The organism is Corallococcus sp. CA053C (assembly GCF_003611675.1).
In the GTDB taxonomy this organism is placed as follows: Bacteria; Myxococcota; Myxococcia; order Myxococcales; family Myxococcaceae; genus Corallococcus.
Genome location: NZ_RAWA01000225.1, coordinates 1 through 15533, shown reverse-complemented (window position 1 = coordinate 15533; position 15533 = coordinate 1). Strand labels below are relative to the sequence as shown.

The following is a 15533-nucleotide window of genomic DNA, read 5'->3' as shown; positions in this document are numbered from 1 at the left end:
GATGGGGACGCGGCGGGAGTCGGGGGATGAAGCGGAGCAGGAAGGCGTGCGCCTGCTGGAGTCGCAAGGCTTCAAGGTGATGGCGCGCAACTGGACGTGCCGCCACGGCGAGCTGGACATCGTGGCGCAGCGCGAAGAGCTGGTGTGCTTCGTGGAGGTGCGGATGCGCTCCTCGGCGGTGTGGGGAGACCCGGCGCACACCGTGTCGTTCGCCAAGCAGCGGCGGGTGGTGAAGGCCGCGCTGCACTATCTCTTCCAGAACGGCATCGACGGGCGCATGGTGCGCTTCGACGTCATCTCCGTCGTGGGCCGGGGCGAGCACGCCCGGGTGGAACACATCCCCGCCGCCTTCGACGCCGGCATGTGAGGACCTGTCCTTGGCTGGAACGCTCTACCTCGTGGCCACGCCCATCGGAAACCTGGGGGATGTCACCGCCCGGGCCCTGGAGACGCTGCGCACCGCCGGCTTCCTCGCGTGCGAGGACACCCGGCATTCGCGCATCCTGTTGGATCACTTCGGCATTGGCGGCAAGGACCTGGTGAGCCTGCCCGCCTTCGCGGAAGGGCAGCGCGCCGGGCGCATCCTGGACCGCATCGAGGCAGGGGACGACTGCGCGCTCATCACCGACGCGGGCAGCCCCGGCATCAGCGACCCGGGCGAGAAGCTGGTGGCGGAGGCGCTGGAGCGCGGCCTGAAGGTGGAGCCGGTGCCCGGGGCCACCGCGCTGGTGGCGGCGTTGAGCGCCTCCGGGCTGCCCACGGGCCGCTTCCACTTCCTGGGCTTCCTGCCGCGCAAGGGGCCGGAGCGCCGGGCCATGCTGGACGAGGTGGCGCCCCTGTCCGCCACCTGCGTGCTCTACGAGTCCCCGCGCCGCCTGGGCGAGACGCTGGTGGACCTCCAGGAGGCCTGGGGCGACCGGCGCGCGTGCGTGGCGCGGGAGCTGACCAAGCTGCACGAGGAGTTCGTCCGGGGCCCGCTGTCGGCCCTGGTCGCGCGCTACGCCGCCGAGGAGACCCGGGGCGAGGTGGTGGTGCTGGTGGAGGGCCGCACCGGCGAGCAGCGCTGGAGCGAGGACGAGGTCCGCCGCGCGCTGGAGTCCGGCCTGGAGCGCGGCGAGAAGCTCAAGCCGCTGAGCACCGAGCTGGCCCGCCGCGCGGGGTGGCCCGGCCAGGAGGTGTACCGGATGGGCCTCGGGCTGAAGCAGCGGTAGGGACGGACCGCTGCTTCAGGGGCGCTGCTAGAAGCTGAAGGTCGCGCCCAGGTCGAAGCGGAACGTGGTGCTCTGGATGGCCCGGAAGCGGCGGGACGTCAGGTCGTAGCGCCAGTCAAACGTGGGGTTCAGCTCAGGTGAACCCGGGTTGGCGTCCACGGAGCCATCGCCGTTCAGGTCCTGGCCAATCGTCTCGGACGTGAGCAGGTGGTCCGTGTTGTAGAGGAAGTTGCCGGAGGCGCGGATGGTGAAGGCCTCGGCGGCGCGGGCGGTGACGCCGAACTGGCCACCCACCTGCATGTAGTCCTCCGACGTGAGCAGCTTGCGCAGCGCCGAGCTCAGCTCGTTGTAGTACCGGCCGCGGCCCACGTAGTTGCCCATCAGGCGCAGGTCCACCGCGAACTTCTGGTTGCGGGCCGGGTTCTCGAACGGCACCAGCTCCACGCCGAAGAGGAGGCCCGTCTGCGAGGGGGCCTGGATGCCCGTCTCATTGCGGCTCCACGGCCCTTGGTAGCAGTTCTCCGGGGCGCCCAGGTTGGACCGCGTCATGCCCTCCGGGTTCCCACCGGACTGCGCGCAGTTGGAGTACGCGCCGGGGCCGCGCACCGGGATGGTGTGGTACGCCTTGAAGTACGGGTCCGCCGGGCCCATGCGCCGCGAGAAGGACGTGTAGAGCTGGTACTTGTGGACGCGGTCGCCCACGTTGCCGCGGTCGCCGTCCGGGTCGGTCGTGTCGACGCTCGGGTCGCGCAGCTTGGCGGTGGGCGCCTCGTAGTCGATGCCGACGATCCACGTGGGCTTGGTGTTGTCCTTCTCCTGGTTGAAGAAGGCGTACGCCAGCCCGAAGTGGACGTTGCCCAGGCCGCCCCGGTAGCTCGCCTGCGGGACCTGGAAGAGCCGACCCACGCAGCCTTCCGGCGAGTAGGGCGAGCCGTTCGCGTTGAAGCAGCTGTTGTCGATGGTGGAGTTGCCGTTGTTCGTGCCCGACACGTACTCCCACGTCTCGTTCTGCTGGAAGACGATGGGGAGCTTGAAGGAGAACTCCAGGTCCTTCCACAGGCCGAACGCGACCGCCAGGTTCAGCCGCGCGTCCACGCCCTTGTACCAGACCTCGTTGACCTCCCGGACCTCCGTGGCGTTGGGCACGGGCGTGCTGGAGAGCTGCTCGCGCACGATCTTCGCGCGCGTCTGCGTGCGCTCGAAGCCGACGTCGAAGAAGAGGTCGAACGGATCGTCATCCTCGAACGACGAGGCGATCCGGGTGATGTCCGCCGCGCTGGCGGCGAGCGGCGCGCCCAATGTCAGCGCGGCGATGACGGCGCGAAACCTGTGCATCCACAACCTCCGACGACCCACGGCCCAGGAGCCTGCCAGCTAGCCGTGCCGTCGGAGGAGTGTCAAGAAATGGGTGGGCGTTACTTGCCCGCCACGGACGTGCCGAGCAGTCCGTCCAGCCGCTGCACCTCGGCCTCGAAGGAGGCCTTCTGGGTGGCCACCAGGGCCCCGCGGAAGGTCTTGTGCTGGTCGAAGGGGTCCAGGACCCGGTCCTCCCCCTGCATCAGCTGGTAGTGCAGGTGGGGGGCGAAGGAGTGGCCGGTGTTGCCGCTCTGCGCAAGGACCTGGCCCGCCGACACGCGCATCCCGGCCTGGACCGTGCGGGGCAGCTCCGACAGGTGCAGGAAGAGGGCGCGGCGGCCCTTGCCCCCGGACTCCACCAGCTCGATGCAGTTGCCGTTGCTGCCGAAGTTCCAGTTCTTGCGCTTGACGACACCCGCGAAGGGGGCCCGGACCGTGGTTCCCACCGGCGCGCGGAAGTCCACGCCCTTGTGGCCCCGGCCGTCGCGCAAGAGGGAGGTGATCTGCTCATAGCTGTCGATGGGCGAGTGCTCCATCCGCAGCTCCAGCTCGTCGCCGCCCGGCAGGTAGTAGTGGGCGTTCGTCTCACCCGCGGGCTGGTAGCGGTACGCGCGGTGCGTCTGGCCCGTCTTGCCGCTGACGAAGCGCACCGCGTACACCAGCGGCTCCTCGCTGGGGCGGCGCTGGTAGAGCACGTCCAGCGTGTCGCCCCGGAGGATCTCCCCGGGGACTCGCACCCACCACACCAGCGTGCGCGTCACCACTTGGGCCAGGGCGGGGCCCACCTCCGGGCCGGCGGCCTGCACGAGCGCCGTCTCCAGGGGACCTTCGATGCGGATGGACGCGCGCTCCAGGCCCGCGGCCTTCACCGGGTCGGTGGGCACGGGGGGCAGCACGGGGGCCTGCGCGACGGTGCCCGCGTCCAGCGCGGTCACGGACTGCGAGGCGACGTCCATGGGGACATCCGCCATGCGCTGTTTCCACCACCACACGCCACCCGCGGCCGCGCCGAGGATGACGGAGACGGCAACCACCGGTCCGAAGGGATTGCGCTTCGGTGGTCCACCGAGGGTGGGAAGATTCGGCCGCATTCAAGCTCCCTGAGGGTGAGAAGGTACGCGGGCCCGAAACCGCCGACGGAACGGCGATATTTCGGCCGCCCGGGGCTACTCGTCCGGGCCGTCGTCCTGCCCGTCCGGGGTGGTGTCGCGCAGGCCGAACTCCTTCATCTTCGTCTGGAGCGACTTGCGGCTGATCTGCAGGAGGCGCGCGGCGCGCGTGACGTTGCCGCCCGTCTCATCCAGCTTCTTCACGATGAGGTCCCGCTCCAGCTCCGCGGCCTTCATCCGCACGATGTCCTTGAGGCCCACCTCGCCCACGGGGACATCCAGCGTGCCCAGCGAGCCGGCCACCGTGGCCCCTGCCTGCACGCCCGCTCCCCCGCGCACCGGCTCCGGCAGATCCTTCGCGGTGATGTGGGGACCGTCCGCGAAGAGCAGCACGCGTTCGATGAGGTTCTCCAGCTCGCGGATGTTGCCCGGCCACGCGTACGCCTGGAGCAGCGCCATGGCGTCGTCGGCGATGCCTTCGATCTTCTTGTTGAGGCGCCGGTTGTACTTGTCCACGAAGTGCTGGGCGAGCATCGGGATGTCGCTGCGGCGCTCGCGCAGCGCGGGCAGCACGATGGGCACCACGGCCAGCCGGTAGTACAGGTCCTTGCGGAAGCGGCCCGCTTCGATCTCCGCCTGGAGGTCGCGGTTGGTGGCCGCCACGAGGCGCACGTTCACGCGCGTCGTCTTGATGCCGCCCACGCGCTCGAACTCGCCCTCCTGGAGCGCGCGCAGGAGCTTCACCTGCATCTCGACGGGGATCTCCCCGATCTCGTCGAGGAAGAGGGTGCCCTCGTCGGCCAGCTCGAAGCGGCCCGGCTTGGACGTGACGGCGCCGGTGAAGGCGCCCTTCTCGTAGCCGAACAGCTCGGACTCGATGAGCGTCGCGGGGATGGCGGCGCAGTTGATCTTGATGAACGGCTTGTCGCGGCGGCTGGACGCGCCGTGCAGCGCGGTGGCGATGAGCTCCTTGCCCGTGCCGCTCTCGCCGGTGATGAGGACCGTGGAGGGCGTGTCCGCGACCTTGTCGATGATCTTGTAGACGTCCTGGATGGGCGGCGACTCGCCGATGATGGCGGAGCGGGCCTTGTGATCCGCGCGCACGGAGCGCCGGGCGCTCTCGTTCGTCTTGGCCGCCTTGGCCACGACGGAGGACAGCTCCGCCTGGTCGAAGGGCTTGGTGATGTAGTCGAACGCGCCCGCCTTGATGGCCTCGACGGCGGAGTCCACGGTGCCGTGCGCGGTGATGATGATCACCGGCACGTCCGGGTTGGCGGCGCGCACGGCGGCGAGCACCTCCATGCCGCCCAGCTTCGGCATCACCAGGTCGGTGACGACGATGTTGGCGCCGTTCTTGTGGAACTCGGCGAGCCCCTGCTCCCCGTTCTCCGCCACGGTGACGTCGAACCCGTCGCGGCGCAGCAGGGCGGCCAGCACCTTGCGCAGGTTCGTCTCATCGTCGATGACCAGGACCTTCGCCATGGGGACCCGCGCTGGGAGGGCTATCGGCGCGCCGGGGGGGCAGCGGGGAGGGCGCCTTCGAGCGTGCAGATGGCGTCCGGGTGCTTGATGCGCAAGAGCAGCGACTCCAGCACGCGGAAGGGGTGGTTCATCTTGCTGGCGCCCAGGTAGGCGGCGACCATGTCCATGGCCACGGCCAGGTCCATGTTCTCGCGGCCGGTGGACACCACCACGCCCGACTCGCCGCGCAGGCGGTTGGACTGGTAGACGCCGTCGGAGGCGAGCTGGCGGATGGTCTCGATCTCCAGCACGCCCGTCTTCTCGTAGATGCGGTGCAGCTGCGAGTACAACCGCGGCGACAGCACCACGGCGTAGGGCCCGAAGTGGCCGGCCTCGTTGAGCTTGCGCGTGGCCTCCACGATGGTCTGGAAGCCGCCGCCCGGCGCCGTCCAGTCACCCAGCGTGGCGGTGAGGCGGCCGTTGGCCGTCATCAGGCCTTCGTAGCCCAGGCGCTGATCGCCGTAGAAGATGAGCTCGTCCTCCTGCTGCGCGCACAGGGCGGCGGCCCCGGCGGCGGCGGACACGTCCAGCGGCATGTTGTGCGTGCGCGCCGCTTCGATGTCCCGCCAGTGCAGCAGGAAGTCCTTGTAGATGATCGGGATCGTCTTGAACTTGCGGACGTCCGTGAAGACCATCGCGGTCTCCTGCTCGCCGACGATGTCCACCGCGCCCGGGGACACGCCCTGGAACTCGTCGTAGGCCACGGTCTGCACGCCGGCGCCCAGCGGTCCGTAGATGTCCAGGATGCGGCGGCCCACCAGCGACCGACGCGCCACCTGGATCACCGTCTCGTTGAGGCGCGCCCACTCCTCTTCGCGCAGTGGGTTCTCGGCATGTCCAAGGAAGTCAGGCATCGGTGTCTCCGTGACGGAAGCGGGAGAGGAGGGGGAGAGTCAAAAGAAGGAAGGGGCTTCAGCGGCCGCCACCGGAGCCGCCGCCACCACCACCGCCGCGGCGCAGGGTGCCCACGGTGAGGGGGTGGCTGTTGGCGGACGGCGGCGGCGCGGGGATGCCGTAGATGAGGCGCTGGGGCGGCAGGGACGTGAGCGGCTCGGCCGTCATGCGTCCCACGGGAGGCGGGATGTGCCCCACGACCGCTGGGGCTTCCGCGGCGGGCAGCTCCGCGGGGACGCTGGCCGCGCTCCCGGCCGCCGCGAAGTGGCCGGCGACGAAGGGTTTGGCGAAGAACGCGTCCTGGCCCTTGTCGAGCAGCCGGAGCATGTGTGTGGCCTCGGACACGTGCTCCTTCTCCTCCGCCGCCAGGTGGAGGAAGAAGGCGCGGACCTCCGGGTTGGAGGAGTCCTCCGCGAAGGCTTCGTACTCGTTGATGGTTTCGAGCTCACGTGCCAGCACGGCGCGGATGCGCGCGACGTCGGACCGCTCGGTGTCGGACTTTCCGGCCATTGGTGCGGACCCTGGCAACCCGTGGGGGCACCGTCAAGTGAAACAGCGGTCGGCGGGTTTCCTGCTGCACGCCGAAAGACGCCGGACGTAGAGTCCGCCCCTTCGTGACTGCCCCTGCTCCCGCGTCGCCCCCGAAGCCTGCTTCCCCGGCCGCCACCCCTCCGGCCGCACCCGAGCGCGCAGGAGGCCGGGGCGCGATGCTGGTGGGCATTGGCATCCTCGCCTCGCGGCTGATGGGGCTCGTGCGCGAGCGCGTCTTCGCGCACTACCTGGGCAACGCGGAGGCCGCCGCCGTCTTCAAGGCCGCGCTGCGCATCCCCAACTTCCTGCAGAACCTCTTCGGCGAAGGCGTGCTGTCGGGCTCCTTCATCCCCGTGTACGCCCAGCTGCTGGGCAAGAAGGACGCGGAGGAGTCGGACCGGGTCGCGGGGGCGGTGTTCGGCCTCCTGGCGCTGGCCACGGGCGTGATGGTGGCGCTGGGCATGCTGGCCACGCCCCTGTTCGTGGACGTCATCGCGCCCGGCTTCGAGGGCGGCGAGCGCGACCTGGCCGTGCGGCTCGTGCGCATCCTGTTCCCTGGCACGGGCTTCCTCGTGCTGAGCGCGTGGTGTCTGGGCATCCTCAACAGCCACCGGCGCTTCCTGCTGTCCTACCTGGCGCCGGTGGTGTGGAACCTCGTCATCATCGCCACGCTGCTCGGGGTGGGCGGCCGGTATTCGCAAGGGGGCCGCGCCGCGGAGGAGGCGCTGACGGAGTGGCTGGCCTGGGGCGTCGTGCTGGGCAGCTTCCTCCAGTTCGCGGTGCAGGTTCCCACGGTGCTGCGCCTGTTGGGGCGCTTCCGTCCGGCGCTGTCGCTGGCGAGCGCCTCCGTGCGCCAGGTGCTGAAGAACTTCGGCCCGGTGGTGCTGGGGCGCGGGGTGGTGCAGTTCAGCGCGTGGGTGGACACCGCGTTCGCGTCCCTCATCTCCAACCGCGCGCTCTCCTCGCTGCTCTACGCGCAGACCATCTACCTCATCCCGGTGAGCCTCTTCGGCATGGCGGTGTCCGCCGCGGAGCTGCCGGAGATGGCACGCGCCACGGGAGAGGGGGAGGCGGACGCGCACGCGAAGCTGAGGACCCGCATCGACGCGGGCTCGCGCCGCATCGCCTTCTGGGTGGTGCCGTCCGCGGCGGCGCTGCTGTTCCTGGGCGACCTGGTGAGCGGCGCGCTGCTCCAGACGGGTAGGTTCGGCGCGGCGGACTCGCGCTACCTCTGGTACCTGCTGATGGGCGCGGCGGTGGGCCTCGTGGCCTCCACCGTGGGCCGCCTCTACGCCTCCGCCTTCTATGCCTTGAAGGATCCGAAGACGCCCCTGCGCTACGCCGTGGTGCGCGTGGCCCTGGGCACCGTGAAGGCGTACTTCCTGGCCCTGTGGCTGCCGGAGCGGCTGGGGCTGCCTCGCGAGCTGGGCGCGGCCTTCCTCACCCTGTCGAGCGGCATCGTGGCCTGGGTGGAGACGACGCTCCTGCGCCGCAAGCTCCAGCAGCGCGTGGGGCCCGTGGGCGTGCCCGCGGGGCTCCTGCCCCGGCTGTGGGGCGCGGCGGCCGTCGGCGGGATCGTGGCGCTGGCCGTCAAGCAGGGCCTGACCTCGCTGCTGGGCCCCATGCCTGGCGTGGGCGCGCAGTGGGGCGGCGGGGTGCTCGTGCCGCCGCACCTGCACCCGGTGGTGGGGCTGGTGGCGGTGGCGGTGCCCTTCGGGGTCGTCTACTTCGCGGTGGCCGCCGCGATGGGCATCCCGGAAGCAGGCGCTGTCTTCCGCAAGGTCGGTCGGCGCCTGAGGCTCGTCCGCTAGACGCGGTGCGGCGCCCGGCGGGACGGCTGCCCTCCAGGCGATGTCGGGGGGCTCAAACGGAATGCAGGACAGGCCCCTTTCGGTTGCGATAGGAGGCCGATTGTGGGGGGAGGTCCGCATGCGGCTTCCTCCCGACATGGCGCGCGTGTAGAGTGCGCCGCCTTTTTCAAGAGGCCCTGACTTCACGGGAGTCCGGGGTCGAAATCGTCAACGGAAGGTCTCGGCAGTGAGCGACGAGAAGAGCGGCGGAAATTCGGGCGGTCCTGGCGGTTTCGGTCCCAAGAAGCCGAAGGCCACGTTTGGCGACGTGATGCTGGGCATCCCTTCGGGGGGCCAGGGCAACGAGCGCGGCGGTGGCCGTGGTGGCGGCGGAGGCCGCGACGAGCAGCGCGGTGGTGCGGGACGGGAGCGTGGGGCGCGCGATGCACAGCCGCCGCGTCCCCAGGGCGACGCGGGTGCTCCTCGCGGTGGGCGCCCCGGCGGCGGTGGCGGCAGCGGCGGCGAGAAGCGGGGCGGTGGTGGCGGCGAGCGCCGTCCGTCCGGCCCCATGGTCGTCGTGAAGCGGGCCTCCGGCTCCATCGAGACGCGCGCGCTGGAGGGTGACAAGCCCACCGAAGCGACCGCGACGGCGGAGCAGACGGGCGCCGAGGCGCAGGCCTCTGCTTCCTCCGCGACCCCGACGCCGCGCCCGGTGACGCCGACCCCCGCGCCGCCGAGCCCCCTGTACGAGGAGGTCCACGAGTCCGAGTCCTTCGCCGATATGTTCGAGGCGCAGGTCAAGGACGGTGGGGCTCCCGGCCGCCGTGGTGTGCGCGTGGGCGAGAAGGTCGCCGGCGCCATCTTCCAGCTCGGCGCGGACACCGCGTTCGTGTCGCTGGACGGCTCCGCGAAGTCGGAGGCGATGATCGAGCTGCGCGAGCTCAAGGACGACGAGGGCATCCTGCGCTTCGGCGTGGGGGACCGCATCGAGGCGCACGTGGTGGAGATGGGTGCCCGGGGCATCCTGCTCAGCCGCGCGCTGGCCAAGGGCAACGCGTCCATGGCGATGCTCGCCGAGGCCCGCGCCACGGGCATGCCCGTCGAGGGCATGGTGCTCAGCGTCAACAAGGGCGGCGTGGAGGTCGCCATCGGCGACATGCGCGCGTTCTGCCCCATCAGCCAGCTGGACATCCGCTTCGTGGAGAAGCCGGATCAGTTCATCGGTGAGAAGCTCCAGTTCCGCGTCACCGAAGTGCGGGACCGCAACATCGTGCTGTCGCGCCGTTCGCTGCTGGAGGACGAGCAGCGCAAGCTGGCGACGGAGACGCGCAAGACGCTGGCCGTGGGCAAGACGGTCAAGGGCAAGGTCTCCGGCGTGCGCGACTTCGGCGTGTTCGTGGACCTGGGCGGCGTGGAGGGCATGATCCCCGTCTCCGAGCTGTCCTACACGCGCGTGGGCCACCCCAGCGAGGTCGTGAAGCAGGACGACGACGTGGAGGTGGAGATCATCCGCATGGAGGAGGGCCAGCCGAACTCCTCCGACAAGGCGAAGCAGAAGGAGCGCATCACGCTGTCGCTCCGCTCGCGCCAGGAGGATCCGTTCAAGAAGGCCATTGAAGAGCTGCACGAAGGCGACCGCCTCCAGGGCAAGGTCGTGCGGCTGCAGCCCTTCGGGGCCTTCGTGGAGCTGCGCCCGGGCGTGGATGGTCTGGTGCACATCTCCGCGCTGAGCGACCGGCGCATCGCCCACCCGCGCGACGCGGTGAAGGAGGGCGAGGTGATCTGGGTGTCCATCGAGAAGATCGACCCCAACGACAAGCGCATTGGCCTGCGCCGCATCTCCGAGGAGGAGGCGCAGCGTCCTCCCGAGGAGCGTCCGGCGAAGGCGGCCTCGGCGACCCCCGCGCAGGCCCCGGCGCCGCGCCCGAAGGTGGGCGACGTCGTCGTCGGCAAGGTGGATCGGCTGGAGCCCTACGGCGTGTTCCTCGCGTTCCCGGGCGGCAAGGGCCTCATCCCGGCCAGCGAGACGGGCACCGACCGCGGCACGGACATGCGCAAGCACTTCTCCATCGGTCAGGAGCTGAAGGCGGCGATCATCGACATGGATCCGGCCGGGAAGATCCGTCTGTCCATCCCCGGTGCGATCCGCGCCGAGGAGCGCGCTGAAGTGGAGGCGTGGCAGAAGACGCAGAAGCCGGTGGGCTCGGGCAAGAAGGGCTTCGGCACCTTCGCGGATCTGCTGAGCAAGCTGGGCAAGTAGTGCGTCACTCGCTCTCGGTGCTCCCTCGCCGCAATGCGGTGGAGCACCGAGAATAGAGTTGACGGTGACGAGAGGCAGATGTACTTACCCTCTCGTTCTCGCCGCGGGGTGGAGCAGCCTGGTAGCTCGTCGGGCTCATAACCCGAAGGTCGCAGGTTCAAATCCTGCCCCCGCAACTTGAAAGACCAGGGGTCTGGTCGAAATGAAGATCAGATCCCTGGTGTTTAGCTTCAGAAGCAAAGGCAGCACGGTGACGCGGGGTGGAGCAGCCTGGTAGCTCGTCGGGCTCATAACCCGAAGGTCGCAGGTTCAAATCCTGCCCCCGCAACTCGAAAAAGAAGGGGCCCCGGTCGTGGACCGGGGCCCCTTTTTCGTTTCGCCCGGCAGGCTGCCGTGCAGCGAACCCCGAATCGTTTCCCAGTCGACCCTGAGCGCCGGGGCGTGGACCTCCGGCCCCGTGCCGAGGGCGACCTTGGATCACCTCGGTGACGTCTGCGGTGCATTCGTGCGTGCGCTGGACGGGTCGGCCCTGCTGCCTGCCGCGCACCTGAGAGGCCTGGCACACCTGGCTCCCCAGCCTCTGCCGCGACGCATTGACCCTGGACCTACTCACGAGTAGGTTACGGTCAAGTAGGTTTCTTGCGGGCAGCTGCCCGTGGGGTGCGATGCCATGACGAGCGATTCCCTTCGCGGTGCGCGGAAGAACGCGGACGCCTTGCGCGGTGCCAGCCGTCTGGCGGTGCAGGCGACCCAGGGCGTGATCGGCATCGTCCAGGAGATGCACTGCACCATCGCCAGCGGGCCCGCGCTGCTGGGCAAGCCGCTGGAGCGACCGGTGCGCGCCCTGACGGGGCTGATCTACGCGACGCTCCAGGGCGTCACGCAGCAGGTCGGGGCGGGGATCGACGCCGCGCTCACGCAGCTCGCGCCGTGGCTGGGTGACAGCACGCCCGGGCCTCAGCGGGAGGCGGTGGTCGCCGCGCTGAACGGGGTGCTGGGCGACGCGCTGGACGAGAGCGGCAACGCGCTGGCCATCCCGATGGCGTTCCGGATCCACGGACAGCCGCTGCGACTGGAGCCCGCGGCCCTGCGCGACGCCCTGCCTGGGGCCACCGGCAAGCTGCTCGTGCTGGTCCACGGCTCGTCGATGAATGATCTGCAGTGGAGCCGGCTCGGACATGACCACGGCGCCGCGCTGGCCCGCGACCTCGGGTACACGCCGGTCTACCTCCACTACAACAGCGGCCTGCACGTCTCCCGCAACGGGCGCGCGTTCTCGGAGCTGCTGGAGCAACTGGTGGCCGCGTGGCCGGTGCCGCTCGAAGAGGTGACGCTGCTCGGCCACAGCATGGGCGGGCTCGTGTCCCGGAGCGCGTGCCTCGCCGCGGAAGCGGGGGGACAGCTCTGGCGGCACAAGCTGCGCAGGCTCGTCTGTCTCGGTACTCCGCACCATGGCTCACCGCTGGAACGGACCGGGAGCTGGGTGGATGTGCTGCTCGGCGTCAGCGCGTACAGCGCTCCGTTCGCGCGCCTCGGACAGATCCGCGGGGCCGGCGTCACCGACCTGCGCTTCGGCAATGTGCTCGATGAGCACTGGGAGGGCCGGGAGCGCTTCGGATGGGGTGGCGATGCCCGCCGCAAGCTCGCCCTGCCGGAGGGCGTCGCGTGCTACGCGGTCGCCGCGACCTCCGCGCAGGCGCTGGCGGAGCGTCTTCCCGGGGATGGGCTGGTCCCCGTGGACAGCGCGCTCGGCAGGCACCTCCAGCCGGAGCTGACGCTGCGGTTCCCCGAAGCGAATCAGCGGATCATCCTCCACGCGAACCACCTGGACCTCCTCAACCACCCGGAGGTCTACGCGGCGCTCCGCACGTGGCTCGCATAGGGGGACGCGCTACAGCGGCTGGACGTGCTCCGCGATGCGGCCCGTGGCGATCAGCTCGCGCAGCTCGTCGCCCAGGCGCTCGCCCTCGGTCAGCACCTGCTTCCAGGCCCGGATCCGGTCGCCGTCCTTCATGCGCGTGAAGTCCGCGCGGTCCGGGATGCGCTTGCCGGGCAGACGCTCCAGGTGCGCGGGCGACGGCGCGATGATCAGCGCGCGGCGGAAGTTGAGCGGCCCCGCGCGCCGCCACTTCAGCGACTTGTCGAACCAGCCGGGCACGACGTACGGGTAGAAGTGCGGGTAGAGCACCAGTCCGTCCCCGGCGCCGTAGTCCACGTCCAGGTGGTAGTCGACGACGCCCCCGTCCCGGTACGTCCCCGGCGGCGCGCCCGGAATGTCGTGGACGCCCGCGATGACCAGCGGAATGGACGCGGACGCGAGCAGGGCAGGGCGCAGGTTGTCGCGCGTCAGCGGGAGGTGCGCCGACGGCAGGTCCTTGAGCCCGGCGAACGGACTGGTATCCCCGGCGGTGTGGAAGAGCACGCGCTGCATCTGGAGCGCGAGCGTCTTGCGGCTCACCGCGTTCGCCAGCGCCCCGAGCACGAAGCCCGTGAGCTGCGCTCCGGACCGCTCCACCGCGAGCAGCCCCTTGCACCGCGTCGTCACCACGTGCAGCCGCGCCCACGGGTGCGCGAGGATCTCCTCCGCGCCGTCCGGGCCCAGGAGCGCTTCGAGGATGCTTGCACTCGTCTCGCTGACGAGCGACGGCGGAGGCTTGGGCGGGTAGCGCTGATCCAGGTACGCGTCCGCGAACCGCCTCATCGCGGCCACCGGATCCTTCTGCGCCAGACACGCCAGACGCCAGCTCCCGATGGAGCTGCCGATGAGGTGCAGCGGGCGGCTGTGGGGCTGCTGGAGCAGCTCGCCGAACAGCACGCGATCGATTCCCTCCAGCGCCAGCCACTTGGGGCCGCCGGAGGCGCCCGGAAGGATGTCCACGTCCTCCGCGCGCAGCCCGCGTTCCCGGAGGATGCGGAGGGCGTCAGGACCTGCCAGCAGGGTGAGGCTTTGGCTCATCGCGGGCGCGGAACCTAGCAGGCCCGGACGCCGGAACGGCCCGCGTTCAGCGGTGTTCGTCCGGCGGATCCGATTCCAACGGGTTGAACGTCACCACCCGGTGACCGTCCGCCTCCCGCGGGCTGCGGACCTCTTCCAGCTCCTCCGCGTTCCGGGGTGCGCGCTCGGAGAAGTTGTCGTTCTCGAGGTGCCGTTGACGCTGCTCGCTGGTGCCGCCGTAACCCTCCTGCAGCTTTTTTCCAGCCATGTCCGCGCTCCCTCGCAAGGGTGAATCTCAACAGTCGGTACGGCGCGCGAGGGCCGCAAGCGGGGACCTGCCTGAGTGCTCGGACGCCCCTGGGACGGGCTCCGGCTGGGCGTCACTCTTCCAGTGTGCCCACGGAAGGGGAGGTGCCTTCGCGCTCACGCTGGGCCTGCAGGTAGGCGGAGAAGCCCGCCTTGGACTGGATGCGGAACTCGGGGATACGGGCGAGCACCTTGTCCGTGAACGCGTACTGCTCGCAGACGAGGCTTGCCCGCTGCGCTCCTTCGGGGCCGCCCGAGAAGGATTGCACCTCGTGCGCGAGGTCGCCTCGGAAGTGGACCAGCAGGCCCGGCTCGGGGGCGATCTCCCCCTGGGACTCGGCGTCACGGAACAGCCGCAGCGCTCCGCCCCGGGCGTCGGGGGGCACTCGCAGGTAGAGCACGCTCACGTGCGCGGGCGTCGCGTGCCGCAGGCCACTGGGCTCCTGCAACGTCGCGTCGATGTGGCGCCCCACGGGCGTCCCCGCGTCCAGCAGCAACAGGTTCAGGTAGAAGGCGTTGGGCTTGAGGCTGGGAGCGCGGGCGCCGAACCAGCGCCTCCTCGGCGGCGGCACCAGCTCCCGGGCGCTGTCCCCATCGAGGATGCAGCGCAGGTACGCGGACAGGAACGGGAAGCGCTCCTCCAGCGTCGCGCGGCCGGCCTGCGTGAAGATGAACGAGAAGCCCCGGCTCGCGCGGAAGGTGCCCATCAGCGGGCTGCGCGCGACGAAGCGGGAGCCGAGCAGGGCGTCCCCCAGGGACTCCAGTTCAGCGCTCGGCAGGGCGTCGCGGTGGGTGACGTACTCGGGCACGGACCGGACGCTAACGCCTTCCGGGGGCCCGGGAGAATGGGCGCGTCCCGGTCGCCTCCCTTCCGGGCGGCCCGCGCTAGATGGCCGCCTGCTTCGAGCTGCCTCGTGGCCTGTTCAGCATGTGGAGCAGCGCCTTCTCCGAGCAGTGCATGCCTTCGCCCGCGTGCGCCGTCAGCTCGTCCACGGAGTTGAAGTAGCGGTCCACCACCTGGCCCCGCTCGAAGAGGGCGAGCACCGACGGGTAGATGTACGACGCCCGGGCCACGGCGGGCGTGTTGCCCAGGTGCTCGGACGCCTCTTTCACCGCGGACACCATGCTCTTCTTGAGCACGGTCTTCTGCTTCACCGGGCTGCCATCCCCCTCCGCGTTCAAGGACTCGCGGGACCGCGCCAGCGCGCACGCGCAGATGAGCGTGCCGGCCCAGGTGCGGAAGTCCTTGGCGCTGTAGCCGGGCCCCATCACCTCCTGGATGTATTCGTTGAGGTGCCGACGCCGCACGTCCACCACCGCGCCGTCATCCAACACGAACTTGAAGACGTCGCGCCCGGGCACCTTCAACAACTGCCGCACGAGCGTCGCCACGCGCCGGTCCCTCAGCTCCCGGTGCTGGCGCACGCCCGACTTGCCCGGGTAGTCGAACACCACCGTGTCGCCCTTCACTTTCACGTGGCGGGCCCGCAGCGTGGCGAGCCCGAAGCTGCCGTGCTCCTCCGCGTAGCGCTCGCTGCCCGGACGGATGAAGCACGTGCCCAGGATGCGCAGCATGCCCGCGAGCACCCGCTCCCGACCCAGCCCCCGCTTGCGCAGATC

Annotated in this window: 14 protein-coding genes and 2 tRNA genes; 7 read left to right on the top strand and 9 right to left on the bottom strand. The window is 70.5% G+C overall.

What is annotated here, in order from left to right:
* Window position 1 precedes the first annotated feature (1 nt).
* The gene (locus D7V97_RS26200; protein WP_120613369.1) at window positions 2-367 is read left to right on the top strand and encodes a YraN family protein; all 366 of its coding nucleotides are present in this window, start codon (window positions 2-4) and stop codon (window positions 365-367) included.
* Between the two features lie 10 nt (window positions 368-377).
* Window positions 378-1211, top strand: coding sequence for a 16S rRNA (cytidine(1402)-2'-O)-methyltransferase (rsmI, locus tag D7V97_RS26195; protein ID WP_120613368.1), 834 nt, complete (start codon window positions 378-380; stop codon window positions 1209-1211).
* Window positions 1212-1238: 27 nt separating this feature from the next.
* Here the strand turns inward: rsmI and D7V97_RS26190 are convergent, their stop codons facing one another.
* From D7V97_RS26190 to D7V97_RS26170, 5 genes are all read right to left on the bottom strand, one after another.
* A complete protein-coding gene (locus D7V97_RS26190; RefSeq protein WP_120613367.1) occupies window positions 1239-2546 on the bottom strand; it encodes a hypothetical protein in 1308 nt (435 codons plus the stop codon).
* Window positions 2547-2626: 80 nt separating this feature from the next.
* Window positions 2627-3538 carry a M23 family metallopeptidase gene (locus D7V97_RS26185; protein ID WP_368668963.1) on the bottom strand — a complete coding sequence of 304 codons (912 nt, stop codon included), beginning with the start codon at window positions 3536-3538 and terminating at the stop codon, window positions 2627-2629.
* A gap of 195 nt (window positions 3539-3733) precedes the next feature.
* Complete coding sequence (locus D7V97_RS26180; protein ID WP_120613365.1) at window positions 3734-5158, bottom strand: sigma-54 dependent transcriptional regulator; 1425 nt, start codon at window positions 5156-5158, stop codon at window positions 3734-3736.
* Window positions 5159-5178: 20 nt separating this feature from the next.
* The gene (gene encA, locus D7V97_RS26175; RefSeq protein WP_120601209.1) at window positions 5179-6051 is read right to left on the bottom strand and encodes an encapsulin nanocompartment shell protein EncA; all 873 of its coding nucleotides are present in this window, start codon (window positions 6049-6051) and stop codon (window positions 5179-5181) included.
* 58 nt (window positions 6052-6109) lie between these two features.
* Entirely contained in the window at window positions 6110-6601 is a 492-nt protein-coding gene (locus tag D7V97_RS26170; RefSeq protein ID WP_120613364.1) for a ferritin family protein, read from the bottom strand.
* Between the two features lie 197 nt (window positions 6602-6798).
* On the opposite strand from D7V97_RS26170, the gene murJ reads away from it, so the two are divergent.
* From murJ to D7V97_RS26145, 5 genes are all read left to right on the top strand, one after another.
* Window positions 6799-8433 carry a murein biosynthesis integral membrane protein MurJ gene (murJ, locus tag D7V97_RS26165; RefSeq protein WP_233583216.1) on the top strand — a complete coding sequence of 545 codons (1635 nt, stop codon included), beginning with the start codon at window positions 6799-6801 and terminating at the stop codon, window positions 8431-8433.
* 226 nt (window positions 8434-8659) lie between these two features.
* Window positions 8660-10672 (top strand): S1 RNA-binding domain-containing protein, encoded by a 2013-nt coding sequence (locus D7V97_RS26160; protein WP_120613362.1) that lies wholly within the window; start codon window positions 8660-8662, stop codon window positions 10670-10672.
* A gap of 102 nt (window positions 10673-10774) precedes the next feature.
* Window positions 10775-10848, top strand: a tRNA-Met gene (locus D7V97_RS26155).
* Window positions 10849-10926: 78 nt separating this feature from the next.
* Window positions 10927-11000: transfer RNA gene (locus D7V97_RS26150), tRNA-Met, on the top strand.
* A gap of 342 nt (window positions 11001-11342) precedes the next feature.
* Complete coding sequence (locus D7V97_RS26145) at window positions 11343-12554, top strand: alpha/beta hydrolase (protein ID WP_120613361.1); 1212 nt, start codon at window positions 11343-11345, stop codon at window positions 12552-12554.
* 9 nt (window positions 12555-12563) lie between these two features.
* Here the strand turns inward: D7V97_RS26145 and D7V97_RS26140 are convergent, their stop codons facing one another.
* From D7V97_RS26140 to D7V97_RS26125, 4 genes are all read right to left on the bottom strand, one after another.
* Entirely contained in the window at window positions 12564-13628 is a 1065-nt protein-coding gene (locus tag D7V97_RS26140) for a patatin-like phospholipase family protein (protein ID WP_120613360.1), read from the bottom strand.
* A 46-nt stretch (window positions 13629-13674) separates the two neighbouring features.
* Window positions 13675-13875: a hypothetical protein gene (locus D7V97_RS26135; protein WP_120613359.1), complete on the bottom strand. Its 201-nt coding sequence runs from the start codon at window positions 13873-13875 to the stop codon at window positions 13675-13677.
* 112 nt (window positions 13876-13987) lie between these two features.
* A complete protein-coding gene (locus tag D7V97_RS26130) occupies window positions 13988-14722 on the bottom strand; it encodes a 2OG-Fe(II) oxygenase (RefSeq protein ID WP_120613358.1) in 735 nt (244 codons plus the stop codon).
* Between the two features lie 76 nt (window positions 14723-14798).
* The coding region (locus D7V97_RS26125; RefSeq protein WP_120613357.1) for a DNA topoisomerase IB at window positions 14799-15533 on the bottom strand (735 nt) is incomplete at its 5' end.